Raw genomic sequence first — 24036 nt, 5'->3', positions numbered from 1 at the left:
CATTGGTCGTGATAACGATCAGACCAGAGACGGAATAGAAGCATGGCTCCATGAATCCTATTCCTCCGATAAAAAAAGTTTTTTTGGAATTATTGGGGTTAAAGGAAGGAAAATGAAGAATTTTGTCGAAAAATATGATACATGTAGGATAAAGCAGATGGAGGTAGTTTTATTTATGGTTCGTTCAGCAGAAAATTACGAGAAAATCTATAACCATGTTGAAAAATATATTGGCCCAATCGCAGGCGTATTTCGTGAAATCATTTCAGATAGTACAGCCATCGATATTATCGTTGCGGGTCCAACCCCGAAGCGGAATTATTATACATTGGTTACGTATGGAATGAGTGAATTGCCGATGACCGTTCCGGAAGGGGCGGAGGAATACCGCTATTCCGAGCTGATGATCTGCCTGCCGCCTACTTGGAAGATTTCAAACGAGGATTTTGAGGATGAGCGTTATTACTGGCCCGTTCGAGCGTTGAAAACATTGGCGAGATTTCCGCATGAGTTTCAAACATGGCTTTATATGGGACATACCCTTGCGAACGGTAATCCAGCGAAACCTTACCACGCGGATGTGAAGTTTACAGGCATGCTTCTCGCGCTTCCGGAAGTGGAAGATAAACCGGCGTTTTTTAATTTGAGCCTTTCCAGAGACAAAGTCGTGCATTTCTTCACATTGATCCCGATCTATCAGGAAGAAATCGACTACAATCTGAAACATGGCATGGAAGCGTTGTTCGCGAAGCTGAATAAAATCGGGACGGACGATGTCGTTAACCTGCGACGAAAAAATAGCTGCAAAAAGGTGTTTGGACTGTTTTTAACATGAACTTTAGCAGCAGCATGCACAAAAAACGCCCTCCAAACGAATCAGCATCATGATTCGTTTGGGGGACGTTTTTGATTTAAGGATGGATAACGGATTTACCTAGCTGCCGCTACTGCGGAAGGCAGAAGCGAATACACATTTTGCAGCAATAGGAGACTGCGGTTTAGCTTGAATTTTGAGCCAGAGAACGTGCACCGGTCATAATTGAAGCGAAGGGAAGAGATATGAATCGTACAGTTCGTGAACGAACAGCCGATATAATGTGATCCGTCAAAGTAAACCTCTTCATCTTTAAATGATTTGTTTAGTATATATTCCATTTCATAATCCTCCCTTAGTGAAAACTACTATTCTATTAAATGATATGTCTCTAGTTAATTGTTTATAACCAAATGGCTGTTAATTGAAACATTTGAACTACATTTTTAGGCTAAAACGAGAAACACCACGAGAGAGCGATAGGTCGCTTTTCGTGGTGTTTTTTCATTACTCGCTGCTTACGCGCGGCAGTTTTTCTATGAATGCATGCAAGGCGCTGCTTACAAAAGAGTCCTTGCGGGTAATAAACTCCGTTTTCATGTACTTGATCGTTTCGGGTATCGCATGCGTTCGGATAGCGCCCTCTGCTTCTTGTCTTACAACGACGATTTTGGGCATCAAGGAGATGCCAAGCCCAGCGGATACGCCGCCTACGATCGCTTCAAGCGTCCCAAATTCCATAATCGTCGGATTTGTTAAGCCGCTTGCTTGCAGCCATTTCTCTAGGACGGCGCGGTAGGAACAGCCCATGCTATAGACGAGGATAGGCTTAGCGAACGCTTCTTCGATGCTTCTAACGGAGATATGCGACACGATGACGAGTTCTTCATTAAATACAGCAAAGGAGCTAAGGTCCGGATGCTCGCATTCGCAGCCGATAAACGCGCCGTCAAGCTCATATTGAAGCACTTTATCCATTAAGGCTTGGGAATGTCCAGTGGTCAGCGACAGCTGCACCTTGGGATGCTGTCCATAATAGTCGGCGAGCAGCGTTGGCAGCCGGACCGCTGCAGCCGTTTGCGTTGAGCCGATCGTAAGCGGGCCGTTCGGTTCATCCGTAGAGGTGAGCGCCTGCGTTGCCTCCTCTAATAAGCCGATAATTTTGTCGGCATATGCAAGCAGCGTTTTGCCGCTTGAGGAAAGGGTCATTCCCCGGTTATGGCGGAGAAATAGTGCCGTGCCAAGCTCAGACTCAAGATTTCGAATTCTTGCGGTAACGTTGGACTGGACATAGCCTAGCTTAAGAGCAGCTTTAGTAATGGAGCCCTCGCGTGCAACCATATGAAAGACACGCAGATCCGCACTCTCCATCGTAAGTAACCTCCCCAGAAATCGTTCCGATAAATACTTTTTCTCAGCTATCACTAATTATGATACTTAATATCTTTAATGATCATTATACATAAAACCAAGGCCTGCTTACAATGGAGTTAGAACGGTAAAGCGCAAGGGGAAAAGTCGGAATGGCCAATTAAAAATAGTTAAAGGAGAGATGCACGATGGATATGAAAAACAAGGTTGCACTCGTAACAGGCGGGGGTACGGGAGTAGGAAGAGCAGCAAGCATAGCGCTTGCTGGCATGGGCGTCCGGGTAGCAGTTAATTATTCGAGATCCAAAGCGGATGCGGAGGAAACCGTCCAGCTTATTCATAGCGCGGGCGGCACGGCAATAGCGATCCAAGCAGATGTGTCCAAGGATAACGAGGTAAAGGAGATGGTGAACTCGGTTGCGCAGCTTTTTGGAACCGTCGATTTGCTGGTGAATAATGCAAGCATCACGCGCCATATTCCGCTTGATCGATTAGAGGATGTCATGGATGAGGATTGGGATGAGCTTTACGACGTTAACGTAAAAGGCATGTTTTACTGCGCACGTGCGGTTAGTCCTTATATGAAGGCAAATAATCAGGGGGCCATCGTTAACGTTGGCAGCATTGCGGGTGTAACGGGCCTAGGATCATCGCTGCCATACGCCGTTTCCAAAGCGGCGGTGCATGGCTTAACGAAATCTTTAGCACGTGCGCTTGCCCCTGAAATAAGAGTATGCTGCGTCGTGCCGGGCGCGGTTGCGACAAGGTGGTGGGAGGGACGGGAAGAGATTATGCGCCGGTTGGCCGGTCAAATTTTGCTCCAGCGGATCTCAACCCCCGAAGACATCGCAAGCTTAATATGCGCCGTATTGCAGCAAGAATCGATGACAGGTCAAATGATCACGGTAGATGGCGGGCAATCGCTATAACTTTTGACAGCTGGAATGGCAGATAGAAAGGACGTACACCATGAACAAATACAAATACATGAGTCTAATCGTTGTGACGACATTATTAATGGGCATAGCGTTTCCAATCGGTAAAATCGGATTAAACTACGCGCCGCCATTTTTTCTGATGGGGCTTAGGTACTTGCTGGCAGGCGGCTTGCTTGCTCTAATCGTAGCGAAGAGACCAAGGCCTCGCGGCAGGAAGCAATGGCTGCAGGCTGTAGTAATTGGGTTGTTCCAAACAGCTGCGGTGATGGGCTGCGTCTACTACAGCATGTACTGGATTACGTCCAGCGAATCCGCCATAATTACGAGCATTAGTCCGCTTATCGTGATCATTATTGCGACTTTGTTTGCAGGCGCAATCTACAGCAGGCGACAATGGCTCGGCGTTGTGCTTGGCTTCATAGGCGTAGCCTTCACGTTCGGTCTCCATCTGTCGCTCCAGCCGGGAACGTTCATCAGCTTCGGCGGGGCAGCCTGCTTCGCTGCTGCGACTTTGTTGATCAAGCGCTGGGGTCCAGGCTTTGATATGACCGCGCTCGCTGCTTATCAGATGCTTGCCGGCGGTGTCGCTCTGCTTCTTATAAGCGGATTCACGGAGCATCCGTATTTTACAATATCGATTAAGTCGGTAAGCGTACTGCTCTGGCTGGCGATTTTCTGCTCGATCATCCAGTTTTCGATTTGGTTTTATTTGCTGCGAAGCGGAGATGCGGCGAAAACCAGCTCCTTTTTATTTTTAGCTCCGTTTTTTGGTGTGCTCAGCAGCTGGCTTCTGCTCGGAGAGCAGGTGAAGTGGTATGCGTTAGTTGGCGGCGTATTTATTTGCATCGGCATCTTTCTGGTTAATTGGGAGAACAAAGCTAAAAGGTTTATTGAAATATAACGTTGACAAATTAGATGATCACTTCTAAAATTAGTTTGAATTCAAACAAGTTGAAGGGCGTGAGGCTCCTTATGGGAGATGATAACCATATTTCTCGTTTTCCTTGGGAGCATGAGGATAGCCATACTTTACTCATAAAGCTCGCTTTCATTAATATTCGGCGTGAAATTGATTCGGCGCTGCGTCCGCTTGGATTAACCCCGCAGCAGTCCCAATCCCTGCACTTGCTGTCGATGAAGCCGGGAGCGATGAACGCCGATTTGGAGAAGCTGCTGTTTATTGATAAATCGAGCGTAACCAGCTTAATAAATGGCATGGTAAGGAAGGGCTGGGTCATTCGTTGCGATCATGAGCAGGATGCACGAATGAAGCGGATTTATTTGACGGAGCAAGGCAACGCAATGCATCAGCAAAGCTTGCAAGCCGTCATGAAGGCAAAGGATAAAGCGAATCTGCCTCTAAATGATGAAGAGTCCGCAACCTTTCGAGCACTGATTAGAAAAATCATTAGCGCTTACGAGTAGACGTCTTGTAAGCATATTTTTTAAACATTTAGTTTGAATTCAAACAATGTTGGATTATAAGACAGAAAGGGTGTATAGGTCAAGATGGAAACCGCAAGTGTTCAGAACAACGGCGAGAAGCTTATGCCAATTTTGGCGTTCACATTAGTATTCTCCATTATGAATGCTTCCATGTTTAATGTCGTTATGCCGGTTATTAGCAAAGAATTCGCCATTTCGCCCTCGCAGGTAAGCTGGCTGCTGACCGGCTATATGATCGTATACGCAGTTGGCTCCGTTACATACGGCAAGCTTGCGGATAAATACAGATTGAAGGACTTATTAACGTTTGGCTTGATATTTTTTGCGCTAGGGTCTATCGTCGGGCTCCTTGCTAATGAATATTGGATGATTGTACTTGGACGAATATTGCAGGCTAGCGGAGCGGCAGTTGTTCCTGCTACGGCGATGATTGTTCCGGTCCGTTATTTCTCGCCTGAGAAGCGAGGCAGGGCGTTAGGTTCTGTAGCTGCCGCGTTGGCGCTCGGTACGGCGCTTGCTCCTATCGTTGCAGGTTTAGTAACGAGCCTGATCAATTGGAGATTTTTATTCCTGCTATCGTTGATTCCGCTGCTCGCACTGCCGTTCTTTAGAAAGTATTTAGACAACCAGAGGGGCGCCGCGCAAAAAATAGACTTTATAGGCGGCATACTGCTCGGTGCGGCGGTTGCTTTATTGCTGCTATCCATTTCACTAGGGAACTTGTTATTTTGTTTAGGGGGAGTTGTTTCGTTAATTCTGTTTATCGTACGGATTAAGACGGCTGCAGAGCCCTTTATTCAACCTAAACTTTTCAGCAATAAAAAGTATTCCTTTGGACTGTTTATTACTTTTCTAGCGACAGCTTTAAGCTTCGGCATGCCGTTTGTGACGCCGCAGTTTCTAGCTGGCCTGAATAACCTCTCACCGGCGATAATTGGTCTAATCATGTTCCCGGCAGCCATTACCTCAGCGTTCATGGGCCGGCGAGGCGGCAGGCTTGCCGATGAGAAAGGAAATTCTTTCTTAGTATACACAGCGATCTCGCTAAGCTTCACTTGCTTTGTTCTGCTCTCGACCTTCGTTGGAGCGTCGCCGTATCTCATTCTGTTTGTCCTCATATTTGGCAACATGGGCCAAACCTTCATGCAGATCGCAATGTCCAATACGATCTCGCGCACGCTGACGAAGGAGCAAATCGGGGTTGGAATGGGACTGATGTCCTTGCTCAACTTTATTTCCGGCGCGATGACTACGAGCGTGCTCGGAAAGCTGCTGGACGCGAAGGAAACGAAAATCCATTTTAATCCGTTCGCGCTTCATGGCGCAGCTTATCTGTACAGCAACATTTTCTTTTCCTTGGCTATACTTGCCGCAATTATAGTCGGCATCTATTATTTCGCGTTTAGCTCGTTCGGGGGGAAAGCGGGAATGAAGACGGATCTGAAGGAACGCAAATCATCCTCTACAACGGCTTAAAAGCAGCTCCTTTATGAAAAAGAGTGAGGTTGTCTCAAACAGATTACATTTTCTCGGAGATTTTTGATCCATAAGGTTGGAAGGCAGCTTGCTCTTTTGGCGGGTGGAGTGCACAGAAATAAGGCTAGTTTCTAGACTTATTTCTGGTATTTCGGCTGGTTTGAGTGAAATAGAGCTAGTTTCTAGCTCTACTTTCTCTCTCATGTTCACAATCTGGTTTAAAAAATAGCGGTACAGGAATAGCCTCCTGTACCGCTATTTTACATGTGAGCTTACAATTCAAAAAATACATATATATACAATTTTATGATTTGCATGTGCTGTATATGTTAGGTTATATATTTAAATCTAATATATTTATTAAAAAACCATTAAAAATCGAGTGATCAATTGAATGATGGAGCAATAACTAGCATTGAGGCTATGAAAGCGTTTTTTCTAGCATATTTCAATTTGTAAAAGCTAGATTAATAAATATACTAGAGTTATATATGTTAGATAACATTACACATAGGTGGATTAGGGGGAGTTTAAACACTTTTCAGTAGCTGGAATTGAGGTTATTTTCTGTATTATCGATTTACTAGTGTAATGTTTATTGACATTCCATAGACACCCAAGGAGGATTCGATGAAAAATTCACTTTTTAAAAAGCTATGTGCAGCTATCGTAACGACTACTCTATTAACAAGTCTTGCATTTATCGCAGCACCAACACGTACATATGCCCAGCAAGAGGAACCGATTGCCACGAATGAACAGGCGGCTGCCAACGTCATCACGCTGGAAGCGGGATCGCCATCGATTGGACTTAGCGGCCCTGTCCTAGCAAAGGTTGGCGAGCAGTTTCAGGTCAGCGTTTCGTTATCTACGTATGCAAGCGGAGTGAAGGCGGGCAAGTTCACGGTTGATTATAATTCGGCGCTGTTCGATTATGTGTCAGCAAGCGCGGCAACCGCCAAAACACAAATCATTAATGAAAATAAAGGCATCAGCCAAGTTACGATTGTAACGGCTAACCCGGGAGATGCGCTAGTCGACGGGGAAAAGGTGCTGCTCTTGACCTTTACCGCCAAAGTAAGGGCCGGAGTCAACAACATCCAAGTATCCGCCGAGCTTGGCGTTGATGCGGAGGGGGCTATGATCAAAGCTCCTGCATCGACGCATGGCATTGCTGTCTCAGCCGAGGAAACTGGCGTCAAGGGCGACCTTAACGGTAACATTGTCGTGGATATTGGTGATTTAGCGGTATTGATCACTTATTTCGGGATTAACAATAGCAGCCCGGATTGGTCCAAAGTAGCTGCCTCGGATTTTGACGGCAATGGCGTCATTGAAATTTCGGATCTAGCGGCGCTAGGGAAGATCATCGTCTTTGATGCCGGTAAATCATTTGATGTGATGGAGACCAGCGTCATGGATATTCAAAATGCGATGGAAGCGGGTACGTTAAGCGCGGTTGAGCTTGTGAAAATGTATTTGGCGCGTATCGCGGCTTATGATTCTGCCGGCCCCGCATTGAAATCGATTATTTCGATCAATCCAGACGCTTTGACGATTGCAAAGCAGCTTGACGATGAGCGCAAAAAGACAGGTGCGAGAAGCCTGCTGCACGGCGTGCCCATCATTGTTAAGGATAACTACAATACGATTGGAATGGCTACAAGCGCAGGCTGTACTTGCCTCAAAAACAATTTTACGACTAGCGATGCTTTTATGGTAGAGAAGCTAAAGGATGCCGGAGCGATTATTTTGGCAAAATCCAATTTGCATGAGTTTGCTTTTGGCTTATCAACAATCAGCTCGCTTGGCGGCCAAACGCTCAACCCATATGATTTGACGAAAAATCCGGGCGGATCTTCCGGCGGCACAGGCGCAGCGCTTGCAGCCAACTTTGGTGTTATTGGCCTGGGTACGGATACAGGCGGCTCCATTCGCGTTCCATCGTCCTACAACAACTTGGTCGGGCTTCGTCCAACGATCGGCTTGACTAGCCGTGAGGGCATCATTCCGCTAGCGCTGTCGCAGGATGTTGGCGGACCGATTGCAAGATCAGTAGAGGATATCGCCATTTCGATGGATATTTTGAAAGGATATGACCCGGACGATGCTGCTACATTGTATAGCGTTGGCAGAACGCCGACGACCTACACCAAATATTTGGACGCGGACGGCCTGAAGGGAGCTCGCATCGGCGTTATCGATGCACTGCTTGGAACAAATGCCAAAGTAAAAGGACTGACTGAACAAGCGATTGCAGATATGGAAGCGGCAGGAGCAACGATCGTTCATGTCGAGGTACCGAATTTAACGAAAATTTTGAATTACAGCAGCTTGAGCGGCTATGAGTTCAAATCGCAATTAGATGAGTATTTTGAAAAATATATCAATAATGTACCTGGGACGCTTGTACCTTATCGTTCATTGGGCGATATTATTGCATCGAATACCGATATGTTAACCGATCAATTGGCGTCGTATAAGACTCGTAATGCGATTGGCGATTTGAGCACGAATACGGCGTATATCGACATTATTTTGAACCGTCCGAAGCTTAGCCAGCAGTCCTTGCTGAAAGTAATGACCGATAATGATCTGGATGCTCTTCTGTATCCATCGACAGCCAACCCTCCTTCCAGCTTGTCGGGAACGAGCGCGGGCAGCGCGAATCGGTTAAGTCCATTCTCCGGGTTCCCGGCGATTTCAGTACCAGCAGGTTTCGTAGATAACGGCATGCTTCCTAAGCTTCCGCAAAATATTGAGCTGTTAGGCAGACCGTTCGATGAGCAAACGCTAATCAAGCTTGCTTATTCCTACGAGCAGCATACGCATCACCGTGAGGCGCCATCGACTACGCCTGCACTGGTAGAAGCTCCGCAGGAACAACCAGCACTGCTTGAGCCTGCTGCCTAATCGGCAATAGCAGCAATTACAGGATGAGAGGGGCTTCGATCGGTTCCTCCCATCCTTCCACTATGGACGCGAATTCAACCTGAAAGGAAGATCACAACCTATGGCACGTAAATGGCTTATCCTGTGCAGCACATTGCTTCTGATGCTGCTCGTGCTTCCAGCTGCGGCTTTCGCGGCTGAGTCGCCTGTCACCTCAATTGTCGTCTCGGACAATCAGCCTTCCTTGGGCCAGAGCGTTCAAGTTACCGTTAAAGCGGATCACATATCCGATTTGTATGCGCTCGAGCTTGCCGTTTATTATGACCCTGCTCTGCTGGAATTCCAGGCGGGCAGCGAGAAAACGGAGCTTAAAGGATTTGCCGTTCCAGTTAAGCAGTCGGAGGCAGGCGGCCATCATCTCCTTTTCGTGCATACGAAAACAGGCTCGACCGCAAGTGTGAGCGGTTCGGCAGACCTGGTTACGTTCACGTTTGTTGCCAAGCAACAATCTAACGCGGCTATTACGATTAAAGATGTAAAGCTGATTGATTCCAAGCTCAATCAGACATCAGTTACAACCCCTTCTATCGCTACGATAACGATCGCTGGCGGCGTTGGCGGACCGCCTCCTACACCAACGCCTACTCCAGGAGCTGGAGCTGAGACGGATGTGGTAGATGTCTTGGCGCAGCAGCTGACTAGCGCCGAAGGGAATAAAGTTACGGTTACTTTACCGGCTAATATAGCTAAGGTAAGACTTCCTTACAATGCTGCGGAGCTGCTTGGCAGCAGCAGTCTTGAGGTGCAAGCAGGCGGTATGAAGCTGCTGGTTCCACAGGACGTGCTCAAGCAGTTGGAAGGAAAGGTATCGGCGGATCGGCTGAAGGACAGCTCCATCATCCTGCTAGCAGAACCATTGAAGGAAAGCCTGAGCAACGAATTAATGGGCCTCGTTCAAACCAAAACAAACGGTGAAATAAAGGCAGGCGGCAGTATCTTCGATTTTGCGCTTTATTTGCAGTTTAAAGACGGCAGTACGGAAGCGTTAACGGCATTCATCAAACCGCTAACGATTAAAATGCCGCTGGCTTCCTCCATCAATGCTAAGCTTGCTGGCATTTTCTACGTGGCGAACGACGGATCGCTGGAATATGTTGGCGGCGAAGTGGTTGGCGGAGAGATGGTTGCGGAAATTAGCCATTTTAGCAAATATGCTTTATTAGAAGTGAATAAATCGTTCACGGATGTGCCAAGCAGCCACTGGGCATCAGCTGTTATTAAAGAGCTGGCCGCCAAGCAGATCGTAACCGGAACATCCGCAGCAGCATTCGAGCCGGCTCGCAGCGTAACGCGTGCGGAATTTACCTCGCTTCTAGTCAGAGTGCTGAAGCTGACGGATGAGGGCGCTTCAACCTTTACGGATGTGAATGCAACTGCTTGGTATGCGAATGATATTAATAAAGCTGTAAAAGCGGGCTTAATTCAAGGGCGAAGCGCTTTGACATTTGCTCCAGCCGAGCAAATTACGAGAGAAGAATTAGCTGTACTGGTTCTAAGAGCGTATGAGCTGAAGTCTGGTGCGGCTCAGGAAACATCGCATCCCGCCTTCAAGGATGCTTCTCAAATAAGCGCTTGGGCAGTCAAAGATGTAAACAAAGCTGCGGCGCTTGGCTTGCTCCAAGGTCGTACAACCGGGCTGTTTGTGCCAAAAGGCATCTCTAACCGCGCAGAAGCGGCTCAAGTTATTTATCATTTGTTATTCAAATAAGTAATCGGAAGTCCCCCAATGTGGGATGCTTACAGGCTATGCTTGTATACATCGCACCTTCGGGGACTTTTTTAATTGGAATAACAGGAATTCTATAAACCAATAGAATTTATTGATTAGAAAAAGATTATTAGCAGTGATAAAGTTTGTAATTACTTGGATGCTAGCCTTCAATTGGACGACTGTCATATAAACGAAAAGGAGAGAACAAAAATGAGCAAACCGCTATTAGTCATTGTTGGTGCAGGACCGGGCGTTAGTGCGGGGGTTGCAAGGAAATTCGGCAAGGAAGGGTTTCGGATCGTGCTTGCTGCTCGCAACGAAGCATCGCTTAAGCAGTATGCGAAGGAGCTTGAGGAGCTGGATATTGAGGCGTATGCTGTTATAGCTGATGCAGCAGACCCCGATTCCATTGCGAATGCATTTGCGCAAATTAAGCAGCAATTTGGAGAGCCGGACGTACTCCTTTATAATGCGGCGGTCATTTCTCAGGTTAAGCCGACTGACTTGACCGAATCCCGGCTTATCGATGAGTTCAAGGTGAATGTAGTGGGAGCTCTGACCAGCGCGAAACATGTGATTCCGGCCATGATCGAGCGGAAGCAGGGTACGCTGTTATTTACGGGCGGAGGGCTTGCTTTGGCGCCGGCAGCAGCGGTATCCTCCTTGTCCATAGGCAAAGCTGGCATTCGTTCGCTTGTTTATACATTAGCTGAGGAGCTGAATCCGCAAGGCATTTATGTCGGTACGGTAACGATAGCCGGTTATGTATCCAAAGGGACCTTTTATGATCCGGATTTAATTGCGGAAGAGTACTGGACATTGTATACCAATAGAAGCGATATTGAATTTTTATATAAACAAGCATAATTGTTAAGACTAAGAAAGCATTTGGGCCAAGTGGTTCAATATGCTTTTTTTTTGCCGCTTGACAGTCGCAACTGTATAAACTAATATTACAGTATCAAAAAAAGTTACAGTTAATGTGTGAATATAAATAGGATAACGGGAGAGATGTAAGTAATGAAATCCAATTATAAGCCATTGTTTGAATCGTTTTCTTTGAATAGCGGAGTTGAATTAAAAAACCGCGTCGTGATGGCGCCGATGACCCATTTTTCCTCAAATGAGGATGGAACTGTTTCCGAATCCGAGCTCAGCTATTATAGCCGCAGATCAGGCGGTGTTGGCCTTGTCATAACGGCTTGTATTTATGTTTCGCCAAATGGCAAAGGTTTTGCTGGTGAATTTGCGGGTGACAGCGATGAAATGATCCCTAGCCTAAGAAGCTTAGCTTCTACGATTAAAGAAAAAGGTTCAAAGGCGGTCTTGCAAATTTTTCATGGCGGCAGAGAATGTCCTCCGAGTTTAGTTCCCGGCGAAGATGTCGTTAGCGCAAGCGCGGTAGCGTCAGAGCAAAACGCGACTGTAGTTCCTAGAGCTTTGCGCGACGAGGAAATTGTGGAAATTATCCGCCACTTTGGAGAAACGACAAGAAGAGCGATTGCAGCAGGCTTTGATGGTGTTGAAATTCATGGCGCCAACGGTTACCTATTGCAGCAGTTTTTCTCATCTCATTCGAATACGCGTGAAGATAGATGGGGCGGAAGCATTGAAAATAGACTTCGCTTCCCGCTGGCAGTAGTTGATGAAGTAAAACGAGTAGTCGCTGAGCACGCAAAAGCGCCGTTTATTGTCGGTTACCGTTTCTCTCCTGAGGAAGCGACAACACCAGGCATTACGATGGAGGATACCTTCAAGCTGGTTGATGAGCTGGCGGGCAAGGAGCTCGATTACCTTCATGTATCGTTGATGGATTTCTGGTCTCTGCCAAGACGCGGCGCAGATGAGACCAAAGCACGCGTGGAGTGGATACAGGAGCGCGTTGGGCATTTAGTGCCTATTATCGGTGTAGGCTCCATTCATACGCCGGATGACGCGGTGAAGGCTCTTGATACGGGAATTCCGCTTGTTGCTATTGGAAGGGAACTTATCGTAGAGCCGGACTGGGTTGAGAAGGTGGCCGAGGGAAGAGAAGCAGAAATAAAAACAACGCTTAGCAGAGCCGACCAAGATCGTTTGGTCGTGCCAACACCATTATGGCAGGCTATTGTCCATACGCCAGGTTGGTTTCCGTTAGGCGATTAATATAGATGGAAGCAAACAGGCCAGAGATTACTCTGGCCTGTTTTTTTTTACGTTCTTAATGCTTTTATTGCGGTGCTTTCAATTAAAATGATTTGCCAGTTGTTTTAGTACTAAAGTTATTGTATCATCATATAATAGGTTGGCAACCTAACTAAATTTAATAAAATTAGTTTTGCTGCCAATGGGTCATAATAAAATAAAATGTTTAGGAGTGCAGGGCAAATGGAGCAATTAACTCAAAAGAAAAAAGTTACCATCATGATTGCTCTGATGGCAGCGATGTTCTTCGCAGCTATCAATCAGACGATCGTGAGTACGGCAATGCCGCGAATTATTGCAATTTTAGGGGGCATCGAGTATTACACTTGGGTCATCACGATCTATATGCTCACCTCAACAATTGCCACTGTGCTGGTAGGGAAACTGTCTGATATTTATGGACGAAAACCATTCCTGTTAGTCGGGATTGTACTCTTTATTATTGGCGCCTTTCTTTGCGGAACGTCATCATCGATTTTTCAGTTGATTACGTATCGAGGCATACAAGGTTTAGGAGGCGGTATTCTAATGTCCGCCACCGTCACGGCGGTAGGGGATTTATTCGCACCGCGTGAGAGAGCAAAATGGACCGGCATCATGATGGCTATTTTTGGTTTCTCCAGTGTCCTTGGTCCAACGCTTGGCGGATTCATGGTTGACCATATCGCGTGGAAATGGATTTTCTGGATCTTCCTTCCGCTTGGTCTAGTAGCATTTGGGATGATTTGGAAAATGTTTCCGAAAACAGCGCGCAAAACGACGGAATCGATCGATTACTTAGGTTCGTTATTTTTAACGCTGACGATTATCGCGTTGTTGCTTGGCTTCTCATGGGCAGGAACGAAATACGACTGGGGTTCCTTCGAAATAATCGGACTGCTTGCGGCAGCCGCTGTATTTTTAGTTATTTTGCTTCTTATTGAGCGCAAAGCAAAAAGCCCGGTGCTGCCTTTGGCGATGTTTAAAAATGGCATCGTTACGGTTTCCAACTCCATCGGCTTCCTCATGAATGCCGGAATGATGGGCGCCATGATGTATCTGCCGTTTTTCGTACAGGGTGTGCTTGGCATTTCGCCAACAACATCAGGCTTCGTTAATATGCCGATGTCGATTGCGATGATTATTCTTAGTACCTTATCAGGTCGCTGGATTTCTAAATCAGGCAAATATAAACGATTTGCAATGGCGGGTATGCCATTCATGGTTATTGGTATGCTTATGATGGCCTTTATGACCAATGTTGGCGTGGCTGTTGCCGCTATGATCGTATTTGGTATTGGACTCGGTATTGCAATGCCAGTATTTACGCTGACGGTTCAAAACGCCGTAGCGCCTTCTGAGCTGGGTGTAGCTACGGCTACTGCTACCCTGTTCCGTAACCTAGGCGGTACAATCGGGATCGCGGTAATGGGTACGGTTATGAACTCAACATTAACAAGCAAGCTGGAGGCTGCCGTAAAAGCAGGTGAAGGGCCGGATTTATCGAAGGTAGATCCTGCAACAGCCGAGAAATTAACGAGCTTCCTGAACCCGCAAATGCTTCTTGATCAGCCTAAGCTGAAAGAGCTGCACGCGACGCTTCCGGAGCAGATTCAACCATTATTTACGCACATTATCGAAATGGTACGTTCGGTACTAAGCGATTCGTTAACCGTTGTTTTCTTATTCGGCATGTCCTTGCTGATCGTTGCATTCGTACTTGTGTTTTTCTTAAAAGAAATTCCGCTTCGCACTTCGAACGATATGAAAGCCAAAGCGAATCCGGAACAGCCTGAACAAGCAGATAAATTAAAAAAAGAGCCGGCTCTTAATTAATTCTAAGGAGCGGCTCGGCAGAGGAGGGATTTCGTTGTTTGCAGCAATGCTTCCAACGGAATCCCATTTCTATATTCAGCTAATCGTTCACTTGTGCCGTTTGAAGGTAATCAAAAACTTGATTGAGCATGCCGACAAGCTGATCGCTTTGCTCTTTGCCGAGCATATCGATCATACCGGTGAAAATAGTTTGGAAGCGTTCAATTGCTTTTATTGCTAACTGCTCGCCTTTGTCCGTTAACGTTATTTCCGTAATTCTTCGGTCTGTCTTATCTGCGGAGCGCAGCACATAACCCGCGGCAATTAAGCTGTTGAGCATCTGCGTCACGGTAGGCGATGTGACTTGAAGCAATTTGCTTATTTCAGACACGTTCGTATTGGCGATGCCTTTATCATTGCTCTGCTTTACACAGATAAGCATGCGAATTTCGCTGGGCTTAAGTCCGCCCCACATCGTTTTTTTACGCCAGTCGGCTCGTCCGAAACGCTGGAAAACCTCGATTAACTGGCCGACATTTTCATATTTATCCTTGCTCATTCGATTCACCTCGGTGAATTTATTTTATCATTTAATTAGGTTGCCAACGCAATTATAGTAAGTTTGAGGTTAATAAGTCAACAAACGAACAGAAATGAGGTGCGAAATGAACGACTACGATGAATGGAAGGAGCTGTTTCCCCTGTTAAAAGGGGTTTATAAAAAGCTGAAAGCCGAGTGGTACAAGGGAATGGACTGCAGCTTCTCAGTCAATCAAACGAGAATGATTCAATATTTGGACCGCCAAAGCCCAATGAAATCGACGGACCTTGCCGAGCTCTTGTTCATAACAGCCGGTGGTGTTACGCTTATTGGGGACAAGCTTGTCGAGAGAGGGCTTATTCGAAGAAATCGGGGAGAAGAGGATAGGCGTGTCGTCTATTTGGAAATTACAGACGAGGGCAGGCGATATATCAAGTCCTTTGAAGAAAGCGATGAGGCCATTATTCGGTACATGAGCGAACGAATCTCACCGGAGGATTTGGCGCATTTGAGAAGGATTTTTACCTTGTTTGATGATTAGCAAGTTTTAGGAAGGGGAACATGAACGCATGGCAGCAATGGATCAAATGCATAAAATTAAAGAAATGAAACATCAGATTACACGTTTCTTGATGATGTACAAGTTTGCGCTTCAGGAGCTGGAAACAAAGATCGAGATTTTAAAAGAGGAATTTCATTTATTGCATGCTTACAATCCGATTGAGCACACAAGCTCACGCATGAAATCGCCGAAGAGCATATTGGAGAAGCTTTATCGAAAGCAATCCGAGCTTAATTTCACCAGCATCCGAAACAATATTAAGGATATCGCAGGACTTCGGATCACCTGTTCATTCATATCAGATATTTACCGCATTAGCGATATGCTGAAAAATCAAAGCGACCTAAAAATTTTAGAAATAAAAGATTATATTAAAAATCCTAAGCCAAACGGCTATCAAAGCCTCCATATGCTCGTTGAGGTACCGGTATTCATATCGGACCGGGTCGAAAACATGTGCGTAGAGGTACAAATTCGGACAATCGCAATGGATTTTTGGGCAAGCCTTGAGCACAAAATCTATTATAAATATCAGCAGTCCATCCCGCCGCATTTGCTGGAAGAGCTGAAAGAGGCTGCGGAATCGGCATCCGCGCTGGATCTAAAGATGGAGCGGCTCCACAATGAGATCGAGGCGATCAAGGAGGAGCGCGAGGGCGATATCGGAGATGAGATGGTTCAGCTCATCATGAACAATCAAAGCTTTTCGATTCCAGGCATGCTGCTTGACCTGTTCGACGAAGGCGAGACAAAATAATAGTCGTGAACCTTTTGCCAACGACATAAAGTGAAAGTAGTGCAATACATACTACCGATCGAAAATGCGTTGTTGAAGGGTGGTCATAAAGCGATGGTCATATCTAGCTTTCAAGCCTTCATTCAGGTGTTTGGTTTATCGATCTCCATGAGCTTAGTGGGCGGCCTAATTGGTCATTTTGTCAAAAATGGCATTATCGAATTGCCAAAGCTCGTCATAGAATATGATGAGGAAGGCTTAGCGCTGTCTTCGAATTGGCTAATGAAATGGATACAGCGGGTGTATTATTTTGTTATTTTCGTCATTGGCTTCAGGGATCATAGCAATGCAAAGAAAAAGATATTTTTTGATCTTGGTTTTTTGGGCGATTTATTGATTGCCATCGGGACGGGAATACTGGCGAAGACGGCGTTAGCCATGGCAAATACGTCGGACAATTTTGCGGTAGTGAGCAGCTCGCTCCTAGCGGGTTATGCAGGGTTATCGTATTTGAAGAGCAAGCAGAACAAAGAGTTCGCTGATTTGTTCCCGGAAGAAATGGATGATCAAAATCCGCGAACGCAGGCTAAATAACATGCAAGTTTACTTAACTGCTGCGTATAATGAGCATAGATGATTAAGGTAAAGCTTATGAATAAGTTTTTTATTCCAAAAAACTTTAAAGGAGGGCGGCGCGTGGGAAAAACAACGGTTAAAGTGACCTCTGAAGAGATGCAGGAGCTCAAGAAGCTCGCTGAGATAGTCAAAAATCCTCAACTTCCGATGTCTGACCGTCGCATAGCTAAGACCCAGTATGAGTCTATCATAAACTTTGCGAAGAACAGCAACCGCGGCATTATTTCATCTGTCTAATACGCAGCACGGTCTGATCAAGCCGTTCCTTTCCGGAACGGCTTTTTTTTGTGTGCCGGTCTTATTGAATTAGCAAATACCATACACGAACCGCAGCATTGATTGTCAGCTGTCCAGGCTCGATTGGCGTCACCGCAGCCTCTGCGGCAAAAGCCCTTTGCAAAGGGACTGGCACTGATGAAGGAGATAGCTCTTGGACTTTGCTTGGGACAGGAGCGATGGAGACGCCAAGTGTATTCGCGATCGCAACCGCTTTAAGCCGGGCGTTTTGGACGGCAAGCGATAAAGCCTGATTTTCATGCTGTTCTTTATGCTGCAACGAAAATTGAATGGACGAAACGATGTTGGCGCCGTGAGATACGGCTGTATCAACAACGATGCCCGTCTGATCGACTTGATCGACCGTAATTTGCAGAAGGTGGGTTACTTTATAGCCTTTAAAGACTTGTTGGCCATCCGGAAAATCATATTGCATTTCGATTCGATAATCGTTTGTTTGAATTTGGTCGCGTGGGATATTTAGTTGTTCTAGGGAATGGATGATGTCCGTGCTGATTTGCGCATTATCGGATTGGACCGATTGCAGCACCGTTCCTTCTGTCATGGCTCCGAGTATGATTAAGGCGCGATCTGGAGCGGCTGCAGTTGTTGCTTCTCCTATAACGTCAATGGTGGGCAGACTTCTGTGAGGAATGGGGGAAGCCGCATAATAGCTGGGGTTACCGTACATAGGCTGGACTCCTTTCATAAAAAAGGAATTAACTAATGTATGGATAAATGGCCTTGGGCATACAAAAAAAGACGGGCAAGATTAAATCTTGCACCGCCATTATTTTGAAACCCGTTACTTAAGGCAATTCGATCGTTACCTCGCGCTTGCTTGCTGCGGAGCGGAGTACGCCGTCGATAATCGCTTGGTTATACAAAATTTCCGCACCCGGAATGGGAGCCGGGCGATTATCCGCAATCGCAGCGACAAAGTCCTTAACCTTCTCGTCGAACAGATTAAGGCCGTGCTGGATAACCGGAATGGTCGATTCAATATGCTGGTTGGCGACATCATGATATAGCGTCATGCTGCCCACGCTGCCATCCCATACGCCGCTCCAAGGGCCGGTGCCGGCCGGCGTAACCTTTAGTCCGCCGTCGGTTCCGAGAAACATCGTAGCTCCGAGCGTATCCATGTGCATAGCCCAGCTGATTTTGTAATTCAGCACGATATCGCCTTCAAGGCGAACCATCGCAACGCCAAAGTCTTCCACGTCAAAATTAGCGGCTTCTCTATGGTATTTCGGGTTTGTTCCAAAATGATTGGATGTATAAGCCGATACGGTAAGCGGCTTCGGATAACCAAGCGCGTTAAGCGCCATATCAAGCGAATAACAGCCGATATCGGCCATAGCGCCTGCGCCAGCCAGCTCTTGCCGGATAAACGTGCCGCCAGGCATGCCGCGGCGTCTGCCGCCGCCTGTTTCTATAAAATAAACGTTGCCAAGCTTTCCTGATTGCACGATATCTTGAATGAGCGACATGTTGGGGTCGTACCTTGGCTGGAAGCCTACGGTCAACATTTTGCCGCTGCGCTCAGCAGCCTGAACCATATCGATGGATTGCTGAAGCGTGACGGACATTGGCTTTTCAACCAATACATGTTTGCCTGCATTTAATGCGTTTACGGACGTCTCGTGATGAGCGAAGTTAGGCGTACAGATGCTGACGCCGTCAATATCAAGCTCAAGCAGCTTCCTGTGATCTTCGAATGCGGTTGCATGAATAAGCTCTTCTTGCTCGATGAAGGCTTGCGCTCTCCCTGCCAAGCTGTCTGCTACCGCGACGATTTCAACATGGGGCATTTTCTTATAAGCTGAAGCATGCGCCCTTGCAATGCCGCCGCTTCCTATAATTCCAATTCGGATCGTTCTCGCCATCGTATATGTCCCTCTTTTCATTGTATTGCTTTTACTTTAGCACAGCTCTACTAGCCATGAAATTGCGAGAAAAGGACATCCCTTCTACAAAATCAGGACATCGACGGCTTTTTGGTGGAAAGCTTCATTTTGTACAAAAAAATGCTCGCGTTTGTCCATTGTTTCTTATTAGGCTTTTGTTTTACGATAAGATGGCTGTAAATGATAACGATTTTCATTACGCATATACAATTGATTGGATAGGAAGGAAGCTGAGTATGCTGCGTCGTTTTTTTGCTTATTACAAGCCTTATAAGAAGCTATTTATTTTGGATTTTTCATGCGCCATATTGGCTGCCTTGCTGGAGCTTGCTTTTCCGCTTGCGGTGAACCGTGTCGTGGACGATTTGCTGCCAAGCGGCAACTGGAAGTGGATTTTGTATGCCTGCATCGGACTCTTGGGCATTTATGTATTTAGTGCCGCACTGCATTATGTCGTTACCTATTGGGGGCATAAGCTTGGGATCAATATTGAATCCGATATGCGCAAGCAGCTGTTCGACCGGGTGCAGAAGCTAAGCTTCCGTTTCTTCGATAACAATAAGACCGGCCATCTGGTTTCCCGAATGACGAATGACCTCATGGATATTGGCGAAATCGCCCATCATGGTCCCGAGGATTTGTTCATTGCCTTGATGACGCTGACCGGGGCGTTCGCGATTATGCTGAGCATCAATTGGCAGCTTGCTTTAATGACCTTTGTCATTATTCCGCTTATGATTTATTTGTCATTACATTTCAGCCGTAAAATGTCGGCTGCCTTTAATCGCATGTTCTCTGATATTGCCGATTACAACGCGCGTGTTGAAAATAACGTTAGCGGCATCCGCGTTGTTCAAGCGTTCGCAAATGAAAAGCATGAGATGAAGCGTTTTGCTGAAAATAACGGCCGTTTCCGCTTGACGAAGCTTGTAGCTTACCGCGTTATGGCATGGAACTCTTCAATCAGTTTTATTCTAATGAAGCTAATCTCGTTGTTTGTGCTCGTCTGCGGCACGTGGTTTGTCATTCAAGGCGATATGAGCTACGGCGAATTTATCGCATTCGTTATGCTGTCGAACGTGTTTCTAAGCCCGATCAATCAAATCAATTCCGTTATCGAAACGTATCCGAAAGGGATTGCCGGCTTTAAACGTTATTTGGAACTGCTGGAGACAGCGCCTGATATCGACGATGCGCCGGATGCGAAACGAATGAGCAGCCTTAAAGGGGATATTCATTTTAATAACGTAACGTTTGGTTACGAGAATAAAGAGAAGGTGCTGCAAGGACTGAACCTGACCGTACGCGCAGGTGAAACGGTGGCGCTTGTTGGTCCATCCGGAGCCGGCAAAACGACGCTTTGCAGCTTGCTGCCGCGCTTCTATGATGTAGATGAAGGATCGATTACGATCGACAATGTGGATTTGCGCCGGATGACGCTGGAGTCGCTGCGCGCGAACATTGGAATTGTGCAGCAGGATGTTTTTCTCTTTGACGGAACGATTAGAGAAAATATTGCATATGGCAAGCTTGGGGCATCGGAGGAGGAGATTATGCAAGCTGCTCGCCAAGCGCAGCTGGAGGAGCTCGTCCTATCGCAGCCGGAAGGGCTGGATACGTTCATTGGCGAGCGGGGCGTCAAGCTCTCTGGCGGACAGAAGCAGCGCCTCTCGATTGCCCGCATGTTTTTGAAAAACCCGCCGATTCTTATTTTGGACGAGGCGACCTCTGCGCTTGATACGGAGACAGAAGCTGCGATCCAGCTTGCGCTTGCCGAGCTGTCTCGCGGCCGTACGACGCTTGTCATTGCCCACCGGCTTGCAACGATCAAAAATGCTGACCGCATTGTTGTGGTAGCGGAGCAAGGGATTGCCGAGCAGGGCAAGCATGACGAACTGATGCAAATGCGCGGATCATATAGCCGTCTGCATCAAGCCCAATTCGGCGCATAATCATTTAGGAGGTTTGGTTCAGCAGCTCGGGGAGCAGCGACAGCAGCTTGTCTCGGGAGGAAGCGTCTTCTTGGTTCCAATCAAGCTCATCAAGCACGTAGCTGTAACCGTTTTTGACGGCGGGAAGACTTCTCCAAATCGGGCTGCGAATCAATTCCTCCATAGCCGCTCTTGAGTCGGGACTCTTGGGCAGCATCATGAATACGCGATCTCCGGCGTATTGATTAAGGGTCTTCTCCGTTATTTCCTTGTATAGCCGGCCTGACTTCAAGACGTCCTGCACCTTGCCTGCGGGACGGAAGCCGTCGGGATGGTAAAGCACCGAGGATAAGCCGATATTGCCCATCACAAACAATCGTTTGCCGCGGTGATAAACAAAGACGGAAGCCGTTTCCTTTGGACGAAGTAGCGTCTGAAGCTGCTGCCACATTAATAAGGCATTGTTATTGTGATGAAGAAGCCATTGCTGGGCTTCTTTTTTTTTGCCCAACCATTCGCCGAGCATAAGCAGCCGATCCTCAAGCGTTCCTCGCGAGTTATAGGTGAGGGTTGGGGCGATTTGGGAAATTTCTGCATACAGCTTTTCATTGGATTGGTCGCAAATAATTAAGTCCGGCTCCAAAGAAGCGGCCTCTTCGGGATTAAAGGGGGCGTCTCTATGCATCATTTGGCTGCCTACAAGCTCAATGCCAAGCGTCTTCAAATCACCGACCGAATCACCGCAGTAGAGGATGCGGTTAGGCTGCGCAGGGATGCTGACCTCATGGCCGTCCCAATCTTTAACGAGCATGTTTTGACGCATCGAGACCGCATATTGCCTTGGAGAGAAGCCGGTCATAAGACGGAAGCGGCGGCTAAAATAATACTCATCGGTAAAGCCGACACGCTCTGCAATGTCGCGAAGCGGGCTGTCGGTATGAATCAGCCATTCTTTGGACCGGTTAATCCGAAGCTCAGTCAAATAATCAAGCGGCTTCTTGCCCGTCAGTTCCTTGAAGATGGAGGTGAACTGCCACGAAGGAACGTCAGCCATCTGGACAAGCTGCTTGACCGTTATGTTGTCCTGGAAATGGTTTTGCATATATTGAATCGTCTGCTCAACCGTTTGAGTGGAGCCTGCCTTATGATCGGTTTGCAGATTATGCTCAAGCAAAAATCCAATAAGCTTCTGGAAGTGCAACTGCTGCCGAAACGCTTCAATGTTGTCGAAGTTCGTATTGCCGGCATGCAGCTGGCCCAGCAAATCGATCCACTGTGCGAGCGGATAGACACGAAGCATAGGATTGTTTGGGAACAGCGGCTTGCCATATGGCGCAGGCTTACCCTTTTCCAAACAAAAAACATGAAAGGAGATGGTGTGGTATTCCAAAGTGTTGTCATCCAAGCTCTCGAATTGATAGGCGGTTTTTGGCGGGAGGAGGAAAGAGCTGTATGACGAGAAAAGGGAGCTGTGATTATCCGTAAATAATCTGCCGCTGCCGCTTTTGAATATAAGAAGCATATAGCCGGATGTTATTTGCTCCGCCAATACGGAGCCTGCCGAATGGCTGTGCAGCTTCATGTCTTCAAAATGAAAGACCAAGGAGCGAAGCGGTAAAGACGAATGTATGGGTTCAGACATGGCTGTAGCCTCATTTCTAATTGAGAATAATTATCAATTAAATTCATTATAGACAAAAAGAAGAAGCTAATCAACATAAGTTGAAGAGCTCCTTCCAATTAAGCAAGCAATAATAGGCTGTTATTTTTGGATAAGCGCTTTGGGCAGCTCTTCTAACAGCCATTCTCTTGAAGTCGCGTCACTGGATGCTTTAAGCAGATCGAAATTGTACACCTGGCCGTTTTTCACGGCAGGCAGCTTCAGCCACAGCTCGCTTTTCATAAGCTCATTGGTCGATTGCTGGGCGCTAGGATCAACGGGATTCAGGATGAAAATGCGGTCAGCCGCATATTCAGGCAGCAGCTCGGAGGAAATTTCAACAAAGCCTTGCTCCTTATTAATGATATCTTGGACGATAGGCGTTGGCTTGAAGCCGCCCGGCTCATACAAAAATTGCGGAAGACCGGTACCCGCCATAATAAACAACCGGTTCCCAGGATAGATCGTAAATACGGAAGCCGTCTCGCCTTCCTTGATGCCGCTCTCGTGAAGCTGCTTCCACATTTCCGCCGTTTTCTCCGCATGTGCGGCGAGCCAATCCTCCGCCTCTTTTTTCTTATTTAACAAATCGCCTAAAATGCGCATTCTCTCCTCAAGCGAACCGAAGGAGTTGAAGGTTACGGTAGGTGCAACCTTGGAAATGGCTTCATATTGCTGCTCATCCGCATTTGAGAAAATAATCAGGTCCGGCTGCAAGGTCAACGATTTCTCGACGCTCAAAGGGAAACCTACATCCTCTGCGTCTTGGAGCTGCTCCTCAAATACGGTGCCTTTAATCATATCCTTCATGAGCCCGACAGGCTTAACGCCAAGGGCAAGCAAGTCTCCGGCCGTTTCTCCATGGAAAATGACGCGCTGCGGGTTAACGGAAACTTCAACCTTATGGTTTGTCCAATCGGTAAAGGTTCGCGTAGTCGCTGCAGCTTGCTCGGTTGCCTCCGGCGCTTTCGTCGCCTCGGCAGCAGGGCTTGCCGTATTGCCAGTATTAGTAGAGTTGCTGCCGCAAGCTAGCAATAATGCCCCCATTAGTGCGAATGTAGTCAAAAGAGCGGCTGTTTTTGTACTTCGATGCATGTT

The 24036-nt window shown here is 46.9% G+C and carries 22 protein-coding genes; 15 read left to right on the top strand and 7 right to left on the bottom strand.

Annotation, left to right across the window (positions count from 1 at the left end):
• The first annotated feature begins 175 nt into the window (after positions 1-175).
• Positions 176-835 (top strand): suppressor of fused domain protein, encoded by a 660-nt coding sequence (locus A7975_RS12955; RefSeq protein ID WP_065385882.1) that lies wholly within the window; start codon positions 176-178, stop codon positions 833-835.
• Positions 836-930: 95 nt separating this feature from the next.
• Here the strand turns inward: A7975_RS12955 and A7975_RS12950 are convergent, their stop codons facing one another.
• Entirely contained in the window at positions 931-1155 is a 225-nt protein-coding gene (locus A7975_RS12950) for a hypothetical protein (protein ID WP_053377116.1), read from the bottom strand.
• Between the two features lie 166 nt (positions 1156-1321).
• The gene (locus A7975_RS12945) at positions 1322-2185 is read right to left on the bottom strand and encodes a LysR family transcriptional regulator (protein WP_065385366.1); all 864 of its coding nucleotides are present in this window, start codon (positions 2183-2185) and stop codon (positions 1322-1324) included.
• A gap of 188 nt (positions 2186-2373) precedes the next feature.
• Here A7975_RS12945 and A7975_RS12940 point away from each other — a divergent pair, with 188 nt between their 5' ends.
• The 9 genes from A7975_RS12940 (at position 2374) to A7975_RS12900 (ending at position 14707) form a co-directional block, all read left to right on the top strand.
• Positions 2374-3114, top strand: a complete 741-nt coding sequence (locus A7975_RS12940; RefSeq protein WP_065385365.1) for an SDR family NAD(P)-dependent oxidoreductase — start codon at positions 2374-2376, stop codon at positions 3112-3114.
• A gap of 40 nt (positions 3115-3154) precedes the next feature.
• Positions 3155-4024: a DMT family transporter gene (locus A7975_RS12935; RefSeq protein ID WP_065385364.1), complete on the top strand. Its 870-nt coding sequence runs from the start codon at positions 3155-3157 to the stop codon at positions 4022-4024.
• Positions 4025-4095: 71 nt separating this feature from the next.
• A complete protein-coding gene (locus A7975_RS12930; RefSeq protein WP_053377113.1) occupies positions 4096-4548 on the top strand; it encodes a MarR family winged helix-turn-helix transcriptional regulator in 453 nt (150 codons plus the stop codon).
• A gap of 84 nt (positions 4549-4632) precedes the next feature.
• Positions 4633-6045, top strand: coding sequence for an MFS transporter (locus tag A7975_RS12925; protein ID WP_053377112.1), 1413 nt, complete (start codon positions 4633-4635; stop codon positions 6043-6045).
• A 630-nt stretch (positions 6046-6675) separates the two neighbouring features.
• Positions 6676-8958, top strand: a complete 2283-nt coding sequence (locus A7975_RS12920) for an amidase family protein (RefSeq protein WP_082198174.1) — start codon at positions 6676-6678, stop codon at positions 8956-8958.
• A 100-nt stretch (positions 8959-9058) separates the two neighbouring features.
• Positions 9059-10705 (top strand): S-layer homology domain-containing protein, encoded by a 1647-nt coding sequence (locus tag A7975_RS12915; RefSeq protein ID WP_065385363.1) that lies wholly within the window; start codon positions 9059-9061, stop codon positions 10703-10705.
• A 213-nt stretch (positions 10706-10918) separates the two neighbouring features.
• Entirely contained in the window at positions 10919-11575 is a 657-nt protein-coding gene (locus A7975_RS12910) for an SDR family NAD(P)-dependent oxidoreductase (protein WP_053377110.1), read from the top strand.
• A 153-nt stretch (positions 11576-11728) separates the two neighbouring features.
• On the top strand, positions 11729-12853 hold the full coding sequence (locus A7975_RS12905; RefSeq protein ID WP_053377109.1) for an NADH-dependent flavin oxidoreductase: 1125 nt from the start codon (positions 11729-11731) through the stop codon (positions 12851-12853).
• Positions 12854-13075: 222 nt separating this feature from the next.
• The gene (locus A7975_RS12900; protein ID WP_065385362.1) at positions 13076-14707 is read left to right on the top strand and encodes an MDR family MFS transporter; all 1632 of its coding nucleotides are present in this window, start codon (positions 13076-13078) and stop codon (positions 14705-14707) included.
• A gap of 79 nt (positions 14708-14786) precedes the next feature.
• On the opposite strand, the gene A7975_RS12895 is transcribed toward A7975_RS12900, so the two are convergent.
• Positions 14787-15245, bottom strand: a complete 459-nt coding sequence (locus tag A7975_RS12895) for a MarR family winged helix-turn-helix transcriptional regulator (RefSeq protein ID WP_065385361.1) — start codon at positions 15243-15245, stop codon at positions 14787-14789.
• Between the two features lie 106 nt (positions 15246-15351).
• Here A7975_RS12895 and A7975_RS12890 point away from each other — a divergent pair, with 106 nt between their 5' ends.
• The 4 genes from A7975_RS12890 to A7975_RS34135 all read left to right on the top strand — a co-directional run bounded on the left by A7975_RS12890 (position 15352) and on the right by A7975_RS34135 (position 17398).
• Positions 15352-15768 (top strand): MarR family winged helix-turn-helix transcriptional regulator, encoded by a 417-nt coding sequence (locus A7975_RS12890; protein ID WP_053377106.1) that lies wholly within the window; start codon positions 15352-15354, stop codon positions 15766-15768.
• 28 nt (positions 15769-15796) lie between these two features.
• Positions 15797-16546: a GTP pyrophosphokinase gene (locus A7975_RS12885; RefSeq protein WP_053377105.1), complete on the top strand. Its 750-nt coding sequence runs from the start codon at positions 15797-15799 to the stop codon at positions 16544-16546.
• A gap of 93 nt (positions 16547-16639) precedes the next feature.
• Complete coding sequence (locus A7975_RS12880) at positions 16640-17119, top strand: hypothetical protein (RefSeq protein WP_065385360.1); 480 nt, start codon at positions 16640-16642, stop codon at positions 17117-17119.
• A 102-nt stretch (positions 17120-17221) separates the two neighbouring features.
• Positions 17222-17398 (top strand): hypothetical protein, encoded by a 177-nt coding sequence (locus A7975_RS34135; RefSeq protein ID WP_157266023.1) that lies wholly within the window; start codon positions 17222-17224, stop codon positions 17396-17398.
• A 61-nt stretch (positions 17399-17459) separates the two neighbouring features.
• On the opposite strand, the gene A7975_RS12875 is transcribed toward A7975_RS34135, so the two are convergent.
• Both A7975_RS12875 and A7975_RS12870 read right to left on the bottom strand, forming a co-directional pair.
• Entirely contained in the window at positions 17460-18128 is a 669-nt protein-coding gene (locus A7975_RS12875; protein WP_065385359.1) for an SIMPL domain-containing protein, read from the bottom strand.
• A gap of 118 nt (positions 18129-18246) precedes the next feature.
• On the bottom strand, positions 18247-19326 hold the full coding sequence (locus A7975_RS12870; RefSeq protein ID WP_065385358.1) for a Gfo/Idh/MocA family protein: 1080 nt from the start codon (positions 19324-19326) through the stop codon (positions 18247-18249).
• 257 nt (positions 19327-19583) lie between these two features.
• Here A7975_RS12870 and A7975_RS12865 point away from each other — a divergent pair, with 257 nt between their 5' ends.
• Positions 19584-21299: an ABC transporter ATP-binding protein gene (locus tag A7975_RS12865; RefSeq protein WP_065385357.1), complete on the top strand. Its 1716-nt coding sequence runs from the start codon at positions 19584-19586 to the stop codon at positions 21297-21299.
• 4 nt (positions 21300-21303) lie between these two features.
• On the opposite strand, the gene A7975_RS12860 is transcribed toward A7975_RS12865, so the two are convergent.
• Together A7975_RS12860 and A7975_RS12855 are read right to left on the bottom strand one after the other, a co-directional pair.
• Complete coding sequence (locus tag A7975_RS12860; RefSeq protein ID WP_065385356.1) at positions 21304-22920, bottom strand: ABC transporter substrate-binding protein; 1617 nt, start codon at positions 22918-22920, stop codon at positions 21304-21306.
• A gap of 120 nt (positions 22921-23040) precedes the next feature.
• Positions 23041-24033 carry an ABC transporter substrate-binding protein gene (locus A7975_RS12855; RefSeq protein WP_065385355.1) on the bottom strand — a complete coding sequence of 331 codons (993 nt, stop codon included), beginning with the start codon at positions 24031-24033 and terminating at the stop codon, positions 23041-23043.
• Positions 24034-24036 lie beyond the last annotated feature (3 nt).

The sequence above is a fragment of the Bacillus sp. FJAT-26390 genome, from assembly GCF_001682865.1.
Taxonomy (GTDB): domain Bacteria; phylum Bacillota; class Bacilli; order Paenibacillales; family Paenibacillaceae; genus Pristimantibacillus.
The sequence above is the reverse complement of the archived record's forward strand: the minus strand, read 5'-3'. Positions and strand labels throughout refer to the sequence as shown.